Origin of the sequence: Planomicrobium sp. MB-3u-38, assembly GCF_002836425.1 — a bacterium.
GTDB lineage: Bacteria > Bacillota > Bacilli > Bacillales_A > Planococcaceae > Planococcus > Planococcus okeanokoites.
Map to the genome: position 1 here is coordinate 228607 of NZ_PJBO01000001.1, position 16844 is coordinate 245450.

The 16844-nt window shown below is 46.3% G+C and carries 19 protein-coding genes; 11 read left to right on the forward strand and 8 right to left on the reverse strand.

What is annotated here, in order from left to right:
- Positions 1-3: 3 nt before the first annotated feature.
- On the forward strand, positions 4-1476 hold the full coding sequence (locus CXF70_RS01370; protein ID WP_101801182.1) for a glycoside hydrolase family 32 protein: 1473 nt from the start codon (positions 4-6) through the stop codon (positions 1474-1476).
- Positions 1477-1505: 29 nt separating this feature from the next.
- Positions 1506-2471, forward strand: coding sequence for a carbohydrate kinase family protein (locus tag CXF70_RS01375; protein ID WP_101801183.1), 966 nt, complete (start codon positions 1506-1508; stop codon positions 2469-2471).
- A 188-nt stretch (positions 2472-2659) separates the two neighbouring features.
- Here CXF70_RS01375 and CXF70_RS01380 read toward each other — a convergent pair whose 3' ends face one another.
- On the reverse strand, positions 2660-5095 hold the full coding sequence (locus CXF70_RS01380; protein WP_233208510.1) for a PAS domain S-box protein: 2436 nt from the start codon (positions 5093-5095) through the stop codon (positions 2660-2662).
- A 350-nt stretch (positions 5096-5445) separates the two neighbouring features.
- Between CXF70_RS01380 and CXF70_RS01385 the strand changes: the two genes are divergently transcribed.
- The 3 genes from CXF70_RS01385 (at position 5446) to lepB (ending at position 7506) form a co-directional block, all read left to right on the forward strand.
- Complete coding sequence (locus CXF70_RS01385) at positions 5446-6360, forward strand: DMT family transporter (protein WP_101801184.1); 915 nt, start codon at positions 5446-5448, stop codon at positions 6358-6360.
- 156 nt (positions 6361-6516) lie between these two features.
- Positions 6517-6846: a hypothetical protein gene (locus CXF70_RS01390; RefSeq protein ID WP_101801185.1), complete on the forward strand. Its 330-nt coding sequence runs from the start codon at positions 6517-6519 to the stop codon at positions 6844-6846.
- Positions 6847-6939: 93 nt separating this feature from the next.
- Entirely contained in the window at positions 6940-7506 is a 567-nt protein-coding gene (gene lepB, locus CXF70_RS01395; RefSeq protein ID WP_101801186.1) for a signal peptidase I, read from the forward strand.
- Positions 7507-7624: 118 nt separating this feature from the next.
- Here lepB and CXF70_RS01400 read toward each other — a convergent pair whose 3' ends face one another.
- From CXF70_RS01400 to CXF70_RS01410, 3 genes are read right to left on the reverse strand one after another with little or no spacing between them, the layout of a single operon-like run.
- Positions 7625-8113 (reverse strand): DMT family transporter, encoded by a 489-nt coding sequence (locus tag CXF70_RS01400; protein ID WP_101801187.1) that lies wholly within the window; start codon positions 8111-8113, stop codon positions 7625-7627.
- An 11-nt stretch (positions 8114-8124) separates the two neighbouring features.
- Positions 8125-8790, reverse strand: a complete 666-nt coding sequence (locus CXF70_RS01405) for a Crp/Fnr family transcriptional regulator (RefSeq protein WP_101801188.1) — start codon at positions 8788-8790, stop codon at positions 8125-8127.
- A gap of 12 nt (positions 8791-8802) precedes the next feature.
- Complete coding sequence (locus CXF70_RS01410) at positions 8803-9228, reverse strand: DMT family transporter (protein WP_101801331.1); 426 nt, start codon at positions 9226-9228, stop codon at positions 8803-8805.
- Positions 9229-9459: 231 nt separating this feature from the next.
- Here CXF70_RS01410 and CXF70_RS01415 point away from each other — a divergent pair, with 231 nt between their 5' ends.
- The 6 genes from CXF70_RS01415 to CXF70_RS01440 all read left to right on the forward strand — a co-directional run bounded on the left by CXF70_RS01415 (position 9460) and on the right by CXF70_RS01440 (position 12899).
- Positions 9460-10056 carry a class I SAM-dependent methyltransferase gene (locus CXF70_RS01415; RefSeq protein ID WP_101801189.1) on the forward strand — a complete coding sequence of 199 codons (597 nt, stop codon included), beginning with the start codon at positions 9460-9462 and terminating at the stop codon, positions 10054-10056.
- A gap of 63 nt (positions 10057-10119) precedes the next feature.
- Positions 10120-11133, forward strand: coding sequence for a serine hydrolase domain-containing protein (locus CXF70_RS01420; RefSeq protein WP_101801190.1), 1014 nt, complete (start codon positions 10120-10122; stop codon positions 11131-11133).
- A 22-nt stretch (positions 11134-11155) separates the two neighbouring features.
- Positions 11156-11443, forward strand: coding sequence for a hypothetical protein (locus CXF70_RS01425; protein ID WP_101801191.1), 288 nt, complete (start codon positions 11156-11158; stop codon positions 11441-11443).
- Positions 11418-11870, forward strand: a complete 453-nt coding sequence (locus tag CXF70_RS01430; protein ID WP_145990694.1) for a hypothetical protein — start codon at positions 11418-11420, stop codon at positions 11868-11870. The genes CXF70_RS01425 and CXF70_RS01430 overlap by 26 nt, the downstream gene beginning before the upstream one ends.
- Positions 11871-12046: 176 nt before the next feature.
- Positions 12047-12259 carry a spore coat protein gene (locus CXF70_RS01435; RefSeq protein ID WP_101801193.1) on the forward strand — a complete coding sequence of 71 codons (213 nt, stop codon included), beginning with the start codon at positions 12047-12049 and terminating at the stop codon, positions 12257-12259.
- 172 nt (positions 12260-12431) lie between these two features.
- Positions 12432-12899, forward strand: a complete 468-nt coding sequence (locus CXF70_RS01440) for a DUF4362 domain-containing protein (RefSeq protein ID WP_158241140.1) — start codon at positions 12432-12434, stop codon at positions 12897-12899.
- Between the two features lie 104 nt (positions 12900-13003).
- Here the strand turns inward: CXF70_RS01440 and CXF70_RS01445 are convergent, their stop codons facing one another.
- From CXF70_RS01445 to CXF70_RS01460, 4 genes are read right to left on the reverse strand one after another with little or no spacing between them, the layout of a single operon-like run.
- Positions 13004-14203, reverse strand: coding sequence for a M20 family metallopeptidase (locus CXF70_RS01445; protein ID WP_101801195.1), 1200 nt, complete (start codon positions 14201-14203; stop codon positions 13004-13006).
- 20 nt (positions 14204-14223) lie between these two features.
- The gene (locus tag CXF70_RS01450; RefSeq protein WP_101801196.1) at positions 14224-15063 is read right to left on the reverse strand and encodes a MetQ/NlpA family ABC transporter substrate-binding protein; all 840 of its coding nucleotides are present in this window, start codon (positions 15061-15063) and stop codon (positions 14224-14226) included.
- A gap of 36 nt (positions 15064-15099) precedes the next feature.
- Positions 15100-15750 carry a methionine ABC transporter permease gene (locus CXF70_RS01455; RefSeq protein WP_101801197.1) on the reverse strand — a complete coding sequence of 217 codons (651 nt, stop codon included), beginning with the start codon at positions 15748-15750 and terminating at the stop codon, positions 15100-15102.
- Positions 15740-16771, reverse strand: a complete 1032-nt coding sequence (locus CXF70_RS01460; RefSeq protein WP_101801198.1) for a methionine ABC transporter ATP-binding protein — start codon at positions 16769-16771, stop codon at positions 15740-15742. Before CXF70_RS01460 ends, CXF70_RS01455 begins: the two co-directional genes overlap by 11 nt.
- Between the last annotated feature and the right edge of the window lie 73 nt (positions 16772-16844).

The following is a 16844-nucleotide window of genomic DNA, read 5'->3' on the forward strand; positions in this document are numbered from 1 at the left end:
AAAATGGCACTACCACGGGGGAAAAGTTACATTCGGCTTGATCAGGTCAGTCAAGAAGATATAGATAACCTGATTATCAGAGTTAATAGCTGTACCTGGCGGCAAACGTTTCATATCCAGCCGGTTTCCGGGCTGCTCAACGATCCGAACGGTTTCTGCTTCTACAACGGTGAATATCATTTGTATTATCAATGGCATCCGTTAGGCCCGTTTCACGGCTTGAAGTATTGGTACCACACCAAATCAAAGGATCTCGTCAACTGGGAGAATGTCGGGATCGCCATTAAACCCGATGAGTATTTTGACAGCCACGGCGCCTATTCAGGAAGTGCGGTTGAGCATAACGGAAACTTGTACTTGTTGTATACAGGCAATACGCGGGATGAGAATCTCGTGCGGCATCCTTATCTTTGCATAGCCGTGATGGATGAGGACGGAAACATCATCAAATCGAAAAAATCAGTTCTCAATAAAGTTCCGGAAGGATATACAGAGCATTTCCGCGATCCGAAATTATGGAAGGCAGATGACAAGTTTTATGCAGTGATAGGCGCGCAAAGAACTGATAAAACCGGAGGCGTCTGTTTATTGAGTTCATCTGACTTGCTGGAATGGAAGTTTGAAGGGGAGCTGGCCACAAATTTGGAACACTTCGGTTTTATGTGGGAATGCCCGGATTATTTTGAAATGGACGATAAGGGGATCCTGATTTTCTCTCCGCAAGGGTTGGAGCCAGTTGGCGATCTTTATCAAAATATTTACCAGGCGGGGTACGTTGTGGGAGAAAAGCTCGATCTGCAACGGCGTGAATTGATTCACGGAGATTTCATCGAACTTGATCGTGGATTTGATTTTTATGCTCCGCATACGATGAAAGATCCAGGAGGCAGAAGGCTGATGGTCGCCTGGATGGGATTGCCTGAAATCGAGTATCCCAGCGACATCAACGGCTGGGCTAATTGCCTGACCATCATGAGGGAATTATCGCTGCGAGATGGCAAACTGATTCAAAAGCCGGTTCCGGAACTTCAATCACTCCGTAAAAATAAAGTCGAAGCAGCAGATATAATTCGGGATGAAAATAAAATGGTTGATGGATTCTCAGGGGTCACCTATGAGCTGATCTGTGAGTTTGAACAGGGAGACGCCATGGAATATGGCATAGAATTTCGTGCGGGAGCTGAAGAGAAAACGGTGATCAAATACGATGCAGACCAGGGGAAAATCATACTGGACCGCACGCTATCGGGAAAAGTGATTGGCAGCACATATGGAACAGAAAGAAAATGCCGAATCGCTGGAGGTTCTCACAAGTTTCATTTGTTTGTTGATTCTTCATCAGTGGAGATTTTTGTGGATGATGGAGAAGAAACGTTTACTGCCCGGATTTTCCCGGATATAAGAAGCCAGGAAATCCGGTTCTATGCAATGGGCGGTTCTGCGGAGTTTAAAGCAGTGAAGTGGGATTATTTATAGGTGAATGTCCGAAGGAGGAGATGTGCTGAATGGGAAATCTGTTTTCTATTGGCGAGATATTGATAGATTTCATCCCCCACCAAAAAGGAATCGCCTTGAAAGATGTGGCTTCTTTTACGCGGGTGCCTGGAGGCGCTCCTGCAAATGTAGCAGCTGCGGTTGCGAAATTTGGCGGGACTGCTTCACTGATCACTAAATTAGGGGAAGATGCTTTTGGCGACTTCCTTTTGGAACAAATGACAGAGTTCGGCGTAAGGACAGATAAAATCGTAAGAACAAAGGAGGCGAATACCGGGCTTGCCTTTGTATCCTTGCGTGAAAACGGTGAACGTGACTTTTCATTTTACAGAAACCCTTCTGCCGATTTGCTTCTCAAAGAATCGGAAATAGATGCGGACTGGTTCCAACAAGGCGATTTTTTGCATTTTTGTTCTGTGGATTTAGTGGAGAGTCCGATGAAATATGCCCACCTTAAAGCGATTGGAGCAGCCAAGGCGCGCGGTGGGATCATCAGTTTTGATCCCAATGTGCGCCTGCCCCTTTGGGAGAATCCTGAAGACTGCCGGAAGACCATTCTGGATTTTATTCCGATGGCGCATATTGTCAAAATTTCTGATGATGAACTGGAATTTATCACCGGTACAGCGGAGGAAACAAAAGCCATTGCGTCTTTGTTCAAAGGGGACGTTCAGGCAGTGGTGCTGACGAAAGGCGCGGAAGGTGCGGATCTTTACGCAGGGAACCACAAATATTCGTCCGCGGGATATTCCTTGGAAGTGGAAGACACCACCGGAGCGGGGGATGCATTCACCGGCGGCTTTTTGTATCAATTGCTGAACCTGGATACAAGACAGGACAATCTGGAAGCTGTATTGAGTGAACATCACCAGGAGCTGCTGGCTTTCGCAAACGCCAGCGGAGCGCTGGTTACTACCGGGAAAGGAGCGATTTCCGCCCTCCCCACTAAAGAACAGGTATTGCAGTTAATGAAATAAAACAAAGCAGCATCCACCCTGAATGCTTTTTTGCTTCGCTGAATTCTGACGGGGTTGGTTTCATTTGGTTTAGCTTTTATACATTTATACGGTTAATTCAAATGGATCAAAAAAGCTCGAAAGAAAACCGTAAAACGGCTTTCTTTCGAGCTTTTCATATTGTATCCAAAAATTTTCATCCTAAAAATTCACAAGCGTTCCGCTACAAACACCTGATACGTATCCCGACCCAGTTTCTTCGCTTCATACAAAGCCAGGTCAGCGGATTTAATCAGCTGTTTTTCATCTGTGGAGTGGTCGGGGCAGAGCGCGATGCCGATGCTGGCGCCAATTTTGATATCGGATCCATTGAAGCGCAACGGTTTATCAAACGAATTCAGTATTTTCTTTGCCATGTCTTCAGCTGATTCCAGAGACTCGATCGCCGGCAGGACCACGCCCATCTCGTCTCCGCCTAAACGCGCGGCGGTCGCCGTCGGATGGACGCAGGACTGCAGCCGCAGCGCCATTTCTGTAATGACGGCATCTCCGGCATCATGGCCGTATTGGTCGTTTATCTGTTTGAATTTATGGCCATCCAGCATGAGGACTGCCACTTTTTTACCGGTCGATTTTGAACGCTCAACCGCCTTTGCCAACTGGTCGTCAAAAGTCCGCCGGTTAGGTATGCCGGTCAAATGATCGTAGAATGCCATTCTTTCTATTTTTTCCTGAAGCTTTCTTCGCTCTGTGATATCTCTCGATATGGTGAAGACCTGTTTTAATTCCCCATTTTCCAAAACGGGAGTTGGAGAAACCTCCATCCAGATATAATGGCCTTCCTTGTGTTTGAAGCGGGCTTGAAGCGTCGCCGGTTTGCCTCCTTCAAGCAAGGAAGCTACGCTTTCTGTCAATGCGGCTTCGTCTTCCGGATGAATGTTCATCATCAGGGGTTTTCCAATACAGTCGCTGGCGGAATATCCTGAAATCGTTTCGTAGGCTGGAGATACATATTCAATCGTTCCATTCAAATTGATCATCGTAACGATATCAAATGTGCTTTCTGTAATGATTTTGTACTTCTCCTGGCTTTTCAGAAGTTCTTTTTCGGCTATTTTAAGTTCCGTGACATCTTTATAGATAATGGTGGCACCAATAATTTCTTTATCCGTATTTTTTACAGGTGAATACGAAGAAATGATGTTCAGCACTTTACCGGTTTTCGTCAGACGGATGGTGTCGTGGGAATTGACGGTTTCACCGGTAAGGAGCCTTTCCACAATATTGATTTGGTCGTGCCGCATATGTGGAGGGATGATGGTGCCTTTGCCGGTGACCATTTCTTCTTCCGTAAAGCCGAATGTCTTCTCGAACGCCGGGTTCACTTTCAGGATGTCACCTTTTGTGTCTATGTAAAAAATAGGATCAGTCGAATTTTCCCAGAAGACTTCAAGTTCTGTTTTAGCAGCAATCAAAGCCTGCTGGGCTTGATTGATCGCAGTGATATCGGTCAGGATGCCATGGATTCCCACCAATTGGCTGTCAGCGATGATGGGGATGTTGATCACCTGCAGATCAATCAGGTGCCCTTTTTTATGGCGGAAGGTCAATTCGTACTGTACTGGCTGCCGTTCAAGAATGGTTTTGTAAAAGTGGCTGCGCACTTTTTCCGCTTCTTCGTCCAATATGATTGAAAGGTACTGCTGTCCACCGAGTTCCGTTAGGTTATGACCTGTAATGGACTCGATCCTTCTATTGATGCTCGATAGATTGCCAGCCTTGTCAAAAGTCATGATTCCGTGGGGATGATTTTCAAACAGCGACTTATAGCGCTGTTCACTTTCCAGCAGGAGGCGTCCCATTTCCTTTTGCTTGGTGATCGCTTTCGCAATGGCATAGACTCCGATTACGTTTTCTTCAATAATAATCGGAATCGTATTCAAGTGAAGTACCTCAATCTGCCGATTTTTTGTATAAATGCTCACTTCGAAATCAAGGGCTTGCCCTTTTAACGCCTTTTCAACGTTCAATCGTGCCTCATCCAAGCAATGATCGGCTACTAAAGATAATATTGAGGATCCCAGCAGTTCTTCTTCCGAAAAGCCTGTTGCTTCCGCCACCATCTTATTGAGACTGGTGAATCTTTGGTGCTGGTCAAACTCAAATACAGGATTTGCATTGTTGTTCACCAGCGAACTCAATCTTTTCCGCTCAATTTCCATCTCTCGCTGTGTATCCAGCAGTTCTTGTTTTTTCCGTTCCCTTTCCGTTACATCCCGGACAATGGCAAGGACATACAAACATCTGCCGTCTTTGGATACAATCGGATTAAGTTTTGTTTCTCCGATGAATCCACCGTTCACAGTCTGGAATCGCTCTGTAAATTCGACGGACTTTCGAGTGGACTGCACCATCCGATAATGCCCCATCAATAGCCGGCAAAGTTCCGGAGGCAGGACCTCACCGATCTGGAGCCCTTTAATTTCCGTTAAATCCAGTACGGATAAAGCTGCTGGATTGGCATACATATACTTGAATGAATCCTGTTCTTCTTTCATTAAAAATACCGGATCTTCAATGACATCCAATAGAGCAGTAGAGGCTAAAAAATCCTGGTCTATATTTTCAATATAGTAATTCTCCAATCTAATTCCCCTCCTGGCAGATAAAGAAAGCTGCTGAAATCAGCTATATGTTAATTTTAGTAGAAAGACATTTTTTAAATCGAATTGTATATTTTGTAAAATGAATAAAGTTATTATTTTCCATCTATTCAAAGTTTAATTGATTGAGCAAGTGTAAGATAGTATTTCTTTTATAAATTTTGGAAAGTGTTTCATGAATCTGACTATTACTGGATTCTGAGTTTTAATCTTTTTCTTAATTAATTTTACAGCAAGCAATAATTTTCTCTAAAAGACAATGCCATCTGTTAATATGTATATTTAAATGATATTTAAGGATTTGAGGCCATTTCAGTGAAAGGGGGAGCCTGATGAATCGGGTAAAAGGCATTGCGATGATTTTGAGTGGAGCGGCGTTATGGGGCGCGACCGGGCCGCTGATGGAATGGCTTTTTGAAGCTTATGGGATATCTGTTTCGTTTCTTTTGACTCTTCGGCTGATTATTGCGGGCGTTCTGCTGCTGGTTTTTCTGAAATTGAAGCGAGTCAAAATCCTCTCTGTTTTTCATGGCGGCATCTGGGTGCGGCAATTGCTGATTTTCTCTGTGCTTGGCATGCTGGGGGTCCAATTCAGTTTTGTTTCTTCTATTGAAACAAGCAACGCGGTGGTTGCGACCTTGTTCCAATTTTTGGCGCCGGTTTATCTGATTCTCTTTATTTCGCTGCGGCATAAGAAGTTTCCACCCAAGTACCAGGTGATCGGAATGATCGGTACGATGGCAGGGTTATTTCTCTTACTGACAAACGGACGGCTCGATGAACTGGCAATCAGTGGGATAGCGCTCTTCTGGGGAGTGATGGTCGGACTGGCTTTCGCTTTCTATACGCTCTATCCCGGGAGGCTCATGGAAGAGTGGGGCGTCCTGCTGATTGTCGGATGGTCCATGCTGTTCGGCGGCATTTTCCTGGGGCTGGTCAATCCTGTTTTCAGATCGGCTGATTGGCCGCTTCTGGCTAAACCGGGCGTCTCCCTGGGAATTTTGGCTGTCATCATTATCGGGACACTGGCATTCGTCCTGTTCTTGAGCAGCATGCGCTTCATCCTGCCCGTGGAAGCGAGCATCTTATCAGCTTTTGAGCCGCTGACGGCGATGATTATCTCGGCCATTTGGTTTGGCCAATTCCTGGAACCCATCCAGCTTGGCGGCGCGGCGATCATGCTCGTATTCGTTACTTGGCTGTCGCTTGCCGGTGACGGGGAATCAAAGGAACTGGCAGAAGAATAGCAGGAGGCAGCATCTTAACAGGTGCAGCCTCTTTTATAATTAAACATGTAAATTTCCTTGGAAAAAGGTTTTTAAAGAAATAAGTGGAATAAAAAAGGGAAGGCTTGATTGTTCGAGTCGGAGTGAAATAATATCCGCTGAAAAGGGGCGTCCCACGTGAGAAAAATTCTGTTCCTTCCGTTCCTGTTTTTATTGCTGGCTGGCTGCAGTCCATCCGCTTCTGAATTGCCTCTCGAGATGATGGCATACAATAGCCTTTCGAAAGCGGAACAGGATTTAATTCCTGTCAGTCCCAAAGACTCTACTGTCAAAAAAGAAGACGTCTCATCTGCGATAAAGTCTTTGATCGACAGCGATTACCATAAAGAGCAGGTTTATGCAGTGGTGTTTCACGACACAGGCAGCAATGCTTCCGGAAATCTGGTTGTGTATATTGACCTCGATAAAGGAAAAGTTGTGGGGAAAGGGTATGAAGATAAAGAGTAGGTTCTCTTCATATTTGATTTTTCACCTTAATAGTTATAGCTTGTAAGAAAGTCAGTTTAATTGATCCGTAAATTTCAGAGTAGGTGATGGAGCGTGGCACAAGACAAAAAAGAGAAAAATGAGCTGTGGGAATGGGTGAAGGCAATTCTGATCGCTGTGATTATAGTCGGAGGCATACGGTTTTTCCTGTTTGAACCAGTAATGGTCGATGGCGTATCAATGATGCCGACCCTCGAAGACGGCGAACGGATCATTGTAAACAAAATTGGATATACCCTTGGAGAGCCGGAACGATTTGATATTGTTGTTTTCCATGCTTCTGAAGAAGAGGACTATGTGAAGCGTATCATCGGATTGCCAGGGGACCATATAGCTTACGAAAATGATGAACTTTTTATTAACGGAGAAGCGCAGGAAGAACCTTATTTATCCACTCTTAAGGAGCAGAAAAGCGAAGGGAACAGCCGATTGACACCAGATTTTACACTGGAAGAGCTGCTTGAAATCGAAGAGATTCCGGAAGGCCATGTTTTTGTATTGGGAGACAACCGTGAACACAGTACAGACAGCCGGATTATCGGGTTGGTGCCGATCGAAGAGATTATGGGAAGTGCCAGTTTCATTTTTTGGCCGTTGGATGAGATGGAGTTTGTGGAGTGATTTCTGAAATGAAAAAGATCTCGTATATGAATCTGCTTGAAAATGAATATGATATAAACAGGAAAAGAGCCCGGCGTGCCAAGTTTTAACAGGCACTTCGGGTTCTTTCATTTTAAGCTTAATCATTCACTTTAACCGGTTCAGCATTCAATTTCACAAAAGGTTTCTGTTCCAATTTAGGTCCCAGCTGGAACAGCAGCACGCCGCCGCTGATCATCAGCACGCCAAGCAGCGATTGCCAGGTGAATGGCACCTGCTCGAGCCCGAACCAGCCAAGCGTATCCCACATCAAGCCGAAGAAAATCTGCGACACCATGACGAGTGAGATGGCGCGGCTTGGTCCAAGAATCTGGACGCCTTGAGTGACACAGGCAACAACGCCGACTCCGACGATGCCGCTGAACCAGAACCAGGGTTCAGCATCGAAGCTGAACAATCCTGTTCCTTCAAAGGCAAGGCCAGCCACGAACGAAGCTGCAAATCCGAGAAACAGTACAAGTGTTGTGGTCGTCCAGACACTGACGCGCTTTTTCACGTTTGCATTAAATGTATTCTGGATGGAGACAAATGCTCCGCCGATAATTGCCAAAAAGATTCCGAGAGCCATTTGGATTCCTCCTATTCGTAAATGTTTTGTCCCGCCTGCTCCAAAAGGGCATCGCGGTCGAGCAATGTGATTTTTCCGCGTTTCTTCACAATCCATCCAGCTTGTTCGAATTGCTGGAGGACACGGTTCAAATGACGGTAGCTGGTGCCGATCAAATCCGCCATATCAATGAGCGAAGTGGATTCGAGCATCTGTTGGGTCGGGGTCATAGACAGCAGATAACTCGCAACACGGACATCGACTGTGTAAAGCAGATTGAAATTCATCGCCCGCGTCTTCGTTTCGAATTTCGTCGTGATAGTTTGGAGCAGAAATTGCAGCCAGGCTGCGTTATCCGCCATATGTTTGCGCAGCACATCGTATGAGATGCCGATGACCACGATATCCGTTACGGCTTCCACCGTGTTGATGAACGGACATTCTCTTACGTATTCAACATCGCCGACGATATCGAACTGTTTCTTGAATGCGAGAATCAGCCGTTTCCCTTCTGGTGACAGCATGGAAATTTTTAATTTTCCTTTGACCAGCAGATAAAGCGTATTCGCTTCATCACTCTGTGAAAATAAGCGTTCACCACTGCTGTAGGTAGCGACGAACATCTCTCCTTGGACATGCTCCGGAAACAGATCCAAAAGCTCAAATTGCTGAAGATATTCCGAAATACGTCTGTCCATCTGTCTCCACTCCTACAATTTTAAAATAATGACGCCTGCGACCATCATCAGCACACCGATAATCTGTGTCTTGCCGATTCTTTTTTGAACCATGTCGAACCATCCTCTGCCATCGATGACAATTGCCAGCACCAGCTGTGCAATCAGGAAGATGGCGATGGTTAACGTTACGCCCATAATATGGATCGCGGTCATATTGCTGAACAGCACAATCGCTGCCAGCATGCCGCCTGAGGCATATAGAGGCGAAACTTCAGTCAACTGCCGGTATGAGCGGTCCCTGAGAACGATGACGATGAGGATCGCCAGTACAAAACCGGTCAATTGGGTCATCGCTGCAGCCTGCCACGAACCGATCTGACTGCTGATCGTCGCATTGGCGACGCTTTGGAATGTCAGAAAGAATCCGCCGAGCAGCGCAAATAAGATCCCTTTCATAAAATACACGCACCTTTCTATACTCCTAATTTACAGGAGGAGAATTGGGGCGAAAAGGACACATGTCCCATTCATCATCACTCAATTGCAGCAGACTGACAAGGGGAATATTTTTCTAAAGAGTCTGAAAATTTAAGTTATAATGAAGTCTATAAGACAGCACTGTATTTGCCTGGGTATTTTCAGCGTTTATTGGCCACGGAATTTTTCTATACAAAGGAGCAGAGTAAAATGCAGAATCCCTTACCGAAAAAGTTCGATAAACAAGCGAATAAATACAATAAACTCAGGACGCATGACAAGACCTTCAAATACCGGCAAAAAATTTTCTCAGATATACACGGCGAAGTATTGGAGGTCGGCATTGGAGTGGGGCTCAATTTTCCTCTGTATAACCGGGACGTCAATCTCACGGGCGTGGACTTCAGCGAGGAGATGCTGAAAAGAGCCCGGCAGGCCGCAAAAGAATATCCGTTCCAAACCAAACTTATTCAGGACGATGTGGAAACGATCGAGTTTCCCGAGAACAGTTTTGATGTAATCGTTTCTTCAGGGACTCTGTGCGGCTATCAGAACCCGCTCGACGTTTTGAATAATTTCCAAAAATGGTGCAGACCGGATGGAAAGGTTTTGCTGCTCGAACACGGCCTCAGTACCAATAAACCACTGGCATGGCTGCAGAAATCTTTGGATCCGCTGGCAGTGAAAGTGGCGGGCTGCCACGCGAACCGTGATATCAGCGGACTGGTTAAAAGCTCAAAACTGCAATTCGTCAAGGAAGAGCGGTATCTGGCGGGGAATGTTTATATGATATGGGCAAAGCCATAGGCAGCAAGTAATTATGAATTTTTAATAGGAAACAGAAACAAATCAACAGAAAATGGGTGGACTATGCATATTGAAACGAAAAACAATGTATCATTTTCTTCAGTACTTGAGCACGTCAAAAATACAGCGAACACAGTAGACTGCACGGGTTCTGCACTGTTAATCATGCAGAACGGGGAAGTTGCAGTGGAAGAATATTGGGGTACGCATTCGAAGGGCGAGAATGCGGAAAAAGTACAGGCAACGACGCAATTCCATATAGCTTCAGTAAGAAAATGCTATATCGGTTTTGCCGCGGCGTATGCTGTCCACGAAGGATTGATCCGGTCGATTGATGATTTGGTGACCCAGTATGTCCCGATTGTCGATTCTAAACTTTTCGAGGGAGTGACGATTCGTCACCTGTTGACTCATACCCACGGATTAAAGAAGAACGGCCGTGAGATACAAAGGGAATTCCCGGCGGGCGAAAGTTGGGCATACCGGGGTATCGGCATCAATACATTAACCGAAGTCATTGAAAATGCGACTGGCCGGACCGTTGCAGAAATTCTGACCGAACAAGTCTTCACTAAGATGAATTTTACCGAAACCGGCTGGTACGCGGAAATGAATGAAAATCTGGTGGATGTAATAAGAAATCCGGACGATACAAGCTGGTACAACGGTACGAGCATTTCTGGAAATGAACGGAATATGTACGTTTCGGTGAGGGAACTGGCCAAGTGGGGAGAGCTTCATTTGAACAAGGGCCGTGCAGCCGGTGAACAGCTTATTCCGCGTGAAATCATTGAGCTGGCTGCTTCGGTTCAAAGTCCGAAAATGCAGGATTCAGATTTACCGCAGAACGGCTTTTTGTGGTTTGTGAAAGACTTGCCTGCCAAACAGACTGAAATTGGCGATTCTGTTCCGGAAGGTTCATTTCAAATACTGGGTTATACAGGAGTGACGCTCCTTGTAATTCCGAAACATGATCTGGTGGCTGTCAGGGCTTTCAATAGTTTTGGCTCTCCGGACGGCTATGATTATCTGGAAGATGTAAGGACTTTTGGGGATGCGGTGGTTGATTGTTTATAGATCTTCAGGGGGGAGGGTTCGTATGGCGGGCGTTAACTGGCTGAGTTTGTTATTCATAATTGGGTTTGTTGGGGTACATTTCAGCACAAAGTACCTGAAACTTTCCACAGAGAATCCCAGAAGCCCGTGGCTGTCTGTTTTTGGAGGAGCGACAATCGCTTATGTATTCCTGTATCTGTTGCCTGAGCTGCATAAATATCTGGGAATCATGAAGGAAGCTGTGGGAGACAGTTGGCTTGCCGTTGTCGTTGACTATACGTATTTACTGGCATTGATTGGATACTTTGGCAAAAACAAAGCAGAAGGATAAAGGAGAAGAGTCTGGGTTTCCAGTATTTCTCGTCCACTTGTCGTCTTTCTTCATATATAACCTGATCATAGGCTATCTGTTGATCCGAGAAGAATTTTCAAGCCAGTGGAGCATGGCCCTTTATTTTCTTGCATTGGCAGCACATTTCGTAGCGACTGATCATACATTAAAGGAAATTCACAAAGAAGCGTATGACCGGTACGGCAGATGGTTTTTGGTTGCTGCCCTATTAATTGGCTGGCTGATCGGCGTTATCCTTAAAGTCCATGAAGTTGCAGTAGGAATCGCTGTCTCCTTTTTGGTCGGAGGGATACTGTTGAATGTGTTCAAAGACGAGTTGAAGCAGGGGGGGTCTAAGAATTATCTGGCATTTTTGAGTGGAGCAGGCGTCATCCTTGCGCTTTTTATAGTGGTGAGAAGTTTATAGCAGGAGGATTCACATGGGATACATCCGGATTAGCCTATCATTAAAGCGTTTTTAGGCTTGGCCAGCGATGAATGATTACGTCAAATTATTATTAAACATAATAAAAATGTTTAAAAATTATGTATTGGGGTAGACTATTAGACGTGAATCATTTCAAATAATAGAGGAGAATTTTTATGTCACCAATGTTGTCTCTTTTTGAAGCCGTGGAGATACGTGAGCTTCTTTCCTTTAAAAAGTCTGCCCTGACAAAAACCAAGCTGTTTTTGGAAAGTGTGAAAGAGCATTATCATACTGAAGTTTTGGAAGAAGATATCGAACTGTCCATTCAAGAGATTGAGGATTTGAAAAATATATTGATCGGTTCAGGTGCAGAAATTCAAAAATAGCCTGGAAAAGCTTATTTGAACAGGCAATGTTTTGGTACAACGTTTCCTTTAGAAAAAATAAAACAATAATGACACCATTCGATACTCGCTGCATCTACATTGCAAGCGTGTTTATTATTTGTAACTTTTCATCCCAAAACCCGGTCTCATCACTATAAAAGGGGTGAGTGATTTGAAATGGTTGGCGATATTGATTTTAACAGGTGGATGGTTGCTCACTGGCTGCCAGAATGTTCAAGAGGAGACGGCGGATATTCAGCCGAATACTGGACAGGAGCTGGACAGAAGTGCATTTTCCCCGTTGCCGCAAATAGATGTGATCGAGGTTGCCAGCTCAGGCGAAATAAAGAATAGGGATCGGTTCCAAACATTCTTGGAACGAGTAAATGAACAAGAACCGGATCACATCCAGCTAATCCAATTCACCAGCGAAGGGAATCCGATTTCCCGTGATGTGCAATTTGATGGCTCAGAATTCAAATCCATCGTAAACAGTTTGAGGGATTCTTACGGTTCGGATGGTGTAAGTGAGGTGGCCTGTTCTGGGATATCGAAGAGTGAAACAGATGAAAGAATCGATTATCAGCTGGAAGGCTGTGAAATTAAGAAAGTGATTGAGCTGTTGGTGATTTGGAAATAGTTTGCCGGCAAAAGAAACCCCGAATGAAAGACGTGAAGAATCCTGTCTTTCATTCGGGGTATTTTCATGGCTTATATCTTATTGGCACATTAGTAAACTGAAAATCATCTTTTAGCAGCCAATGACTTGGCATGTGCCTGCTTTACTTCCTCCAGCAGCGCGGCTTCTGTCAAAAGGCGGTAGCCGGTATTCGCCAATGCTTTTGCTCCGCGGATCAAAGCTTCATCGCCTTGTGGAGACTTGGCTGCTTCTCGGAACTCAACCGTGTGGCCGATCAAATCATCCGGTCCGATTTTGATATATGGATGGGCGGTCGGGACGACGTGGCTGATATTGCCGGCGTCTGTCGAACCGATTCCGGTGTTGCGGGATGTCGCTACTGTTTCGCCGACAGCTTCCAATTCTTCGCGGACTACTGCATCCAAAGTGGAAGTTAAGACAAGATCTTTCACTTCGTTCTGGAAACGGACAATTTTGACGCTAGTGCCTGTGGCCAGTGCAGCACCTTCAGCGATAGCACGTATTTTCGTCGCTGTTTCCGAAGCTTTTTTCCAGGAATCACCGCGTATGTAGAAGCGGGCTGCAGCGTATTCCGGAATGATGTTCGGTGCGTCGCCGCCGTGCGTGATGATGCCGTGTACACGGGCGTCAGATGGCAATTGCTGGCGAAGCGCGTTGATGCTGTTGAATAGCTGGAGCACTGCATCGAGTGCATTGATGCCTTCTTCCGGTGACCCTGCCGCATGGGCAGGCTTTCCGTAAAAATGAAATTCAAGCGGATCAACAGCAAGTGAAGGCGTGGTTGTCGAAGATCTGCCCGATGGATGGATCATCAATGCGGCATCAATGCCTTCAAGCAAACCATGTTTCACGAAACTCCCTTTTGCGCTGCCGTTCGGACCGCCTTCTTCAGCTGGAGTCCCAAGCACGACAACACGTCCGCCGGTAGTGGCGAAAGTCTCCGACAGCGCAATTGCAGCAGCGACGCTTGTCGTGCCGATAATATTATGACCGCAGGCATGTCCGATGCCAGGCAGGGCATCATATTCCGCAAGATAGGCAATTGTCGGGCCAGGCAATGAACTTTCCTTGCTGGCATAAAAAGCGGTGTCATGACCAGCGACGCCGGCTTCAACCGAGAAACCGGCTTCTTTCAGCAATGTAATGAGAGTCGCGCTTGCAAAAGCTTCCTGGTTGCCGATCTCCGGTTTGGCATGGATTGCCTGGCTGGTTGCAATATACTGCTCCCGTCTTGAGTCGATGGACTGTGAAATAGTTGTGTTTGCTTCCTTAATAGCTGTCATTCAGAATTCCTCCTCGAATTTTATTTGTAATCGACTAATTCTTCTACAGGAATGAACGTCGGAATTTGCGCACCTTTTGTATGCTCGACGATAAAGTCAGCTGTGTCTTCCTGCTGATAAAGTTCTACGATTTTCAAGTAATCTTCGTCGTCTGCATTCTCTGCACTTGCCGCAATCAAGTTGATGTAAGGGGTAGCCGTATCGCTTTCACGGGCAATCGGATCGTCAGTCGGATTCAGGCCTGCATCCACTGCAATCCCGTTGTTGACGATTGATGCCGCAACGTCTGCCATTGCCCGCGGTGTTTGTGCTGCCACCATCGGAACGATTTCAAGCTTTTTCGGATTTTCAATGATGTGGTCAGCTGTACCAGTCAAACCGGCATCGTCCGACAATTTGATCAAACCGGCTTCCTGAAGCAGCAAGAGTGCACGGCCCATATTGGTGGCTTCGTTCGGTACCGCAATTTGTGAACCTTCCGGAAGTTCATCGATTGAATCGTACTTTTCAGAGTAGAGGCCCATTGGAGCGATGACTGTAGAGCCGATTGGCACGATGTCGATGTTATGCTCTTCGACAAATTCGTCAAAATAAGAGATTGTCTGGAATGCATTCAAATCGAGCTCGCCTTCAGCCAAGGCGATGTTCGGTGCCACGTAATCAGAGAACGTGACGATTTCAAGGTCGATGCCTTCTTTTTCCGCTTTATCGGCGATGTAATCCCAGATTGTCGTATCCGAGCCGCTGATGCCGAGTGTTATTTTGCGGTTGCCGTCTCCAGCACCTTCTGTTTCGCTGCCGCATGCTGCAAGTGTCAAAGCCAATAGAGCCAATAAGAAAAGAGTTGTTATTTTTTTCATGGTTGATTCCTCCAGTGTTTTATTAGAATGAAAAACTTAACGACGACGGACGCGCCGCGATAACAGGTTGCCGCCGGACTGGACGCCTTGGACAAGTACGACCAGGATTGCTACGGTGACGACCATGACGAGTGTGTCGAAACGCTGATAACCATAAGTGATGGCCAAGTCGCCGAGGCCACCGCCTCCAATGGCACCGGCCATGGCGGATGCACCGATCAAGCCGACGATGGCGATTGTCAAAGCCAGCACAAGTGAGCTTAAGGCTTCCGGGATGAGGAAACGGAAAACGATCTGGAATGGGGATGCGCCCATTGCTTGTGCCGCTTCGATCACTCCTTTATCAACTTCAAGGAGCGAGTTTTCAATCAGCCGAGCAATGTAAGGTCCGGCGTAAAAAACGAGTGGGACGATCGCTGCCGCTGTGCCGATGGAAGTGCCGACGATGATGCGGGTCAACGGGATGATGGCGACCATCAGGATGATGAAAGGGACGGACCGGAAAATATTGATGATGACATTCAGCACTTTTGAAACCGGTTCGTTTTCCAGTAGATGGCCTTTCCGTGTAACGACAAGCAAGAGGCCGAGTATAAAACCGATGATCACGGAGAACAGAAATGCCACTCCTGTCATATAGATTGTTTCCCATAAGGCTTCCAGGATCTGTTCGTTGTCAACTAGCATAGTTCAGGACCTCCTCGACATGGACATTGCCTTCCCGGATATCTGCCAGCGCTTTATTGATCTCTTCGGCAGGACCGGTGAATTCAACGATAAGGTTGCCGTACGGCGCGCCCTGTAACTCGGTGATGTTGCCGAACAGGACGTTCAGATCCAATTGGTATTTACGCGAGATACGGGACATCAGCGGCTGGCCGACCGATGTGCCTGTAAATTGAATCCGGTAGATGGAATTTTTACGGCTTGGGTTTTGTATCTGCTTCAGCAGTGATTCCGGCAGTTCATCGTTCATAACTGAGCGGACAAACCTTTGCGTAGTCGGCTGCTGCGGATTCGTAAACACTTCGAACACCGTTCCTTGCTCAATGACTTTACCTGCTTCGAGAACGGCCACTTTGTCGCAGATTTCGCGGATGACCCCCATCTCGTGGGTGATCAGCAGAATGGTGATGTTGTATTCACGGTTGATGCGGCGCAGCAATTCCAGAATCGATTGGGTTGTCTGCGGGTCGAGCGCGGAAGTGGCTTCGTCACAAAGCAGGACCGATGGATTGGTGGCCAAAGCGCGTGCAATGCCGATGCGTTGTTTCTGGCCGCCCGACAGCTGGTCGGGATATTTCGTTGCCTGATCGGAAAGGCCGACAAAATCGAGCAGCTCTTTTACCTGCTCTTTAATCTTGTTTTTCGGCGTGTTTGCCAGAATAAGAGGCATCGCGACATTGTGGAAAACCGTTTTCGAATTCAGCAGATTGAAATGCTGGAAAATCATGCCGATGTCTTTCCGTGTTTTCCGGATTTCCTTTGCCGATAGCTTGGAAATGTCTTTGCCATCTATCCGGACATGCCCGCTGCTCGGACGCTCCAGCAGATTGACTGTGCGGATGAGGGAGCTTTTGCCGGCTCCACTAAAGCCGATCACTCCGAAGATCTCTCCAGTTTCGACAGTGAGATCGATGCCGTTCAATGCATGGATTTCCTGTTTCCCTGACTGATAGGTTTTTGTAACCCCCTCAAATTGAATCATTAGTACGCCTCCTTCAGCTGTAAATAATTTTGCAAATCGTGTGCGTACAGATCTGACTTTCCAAAAATGAACG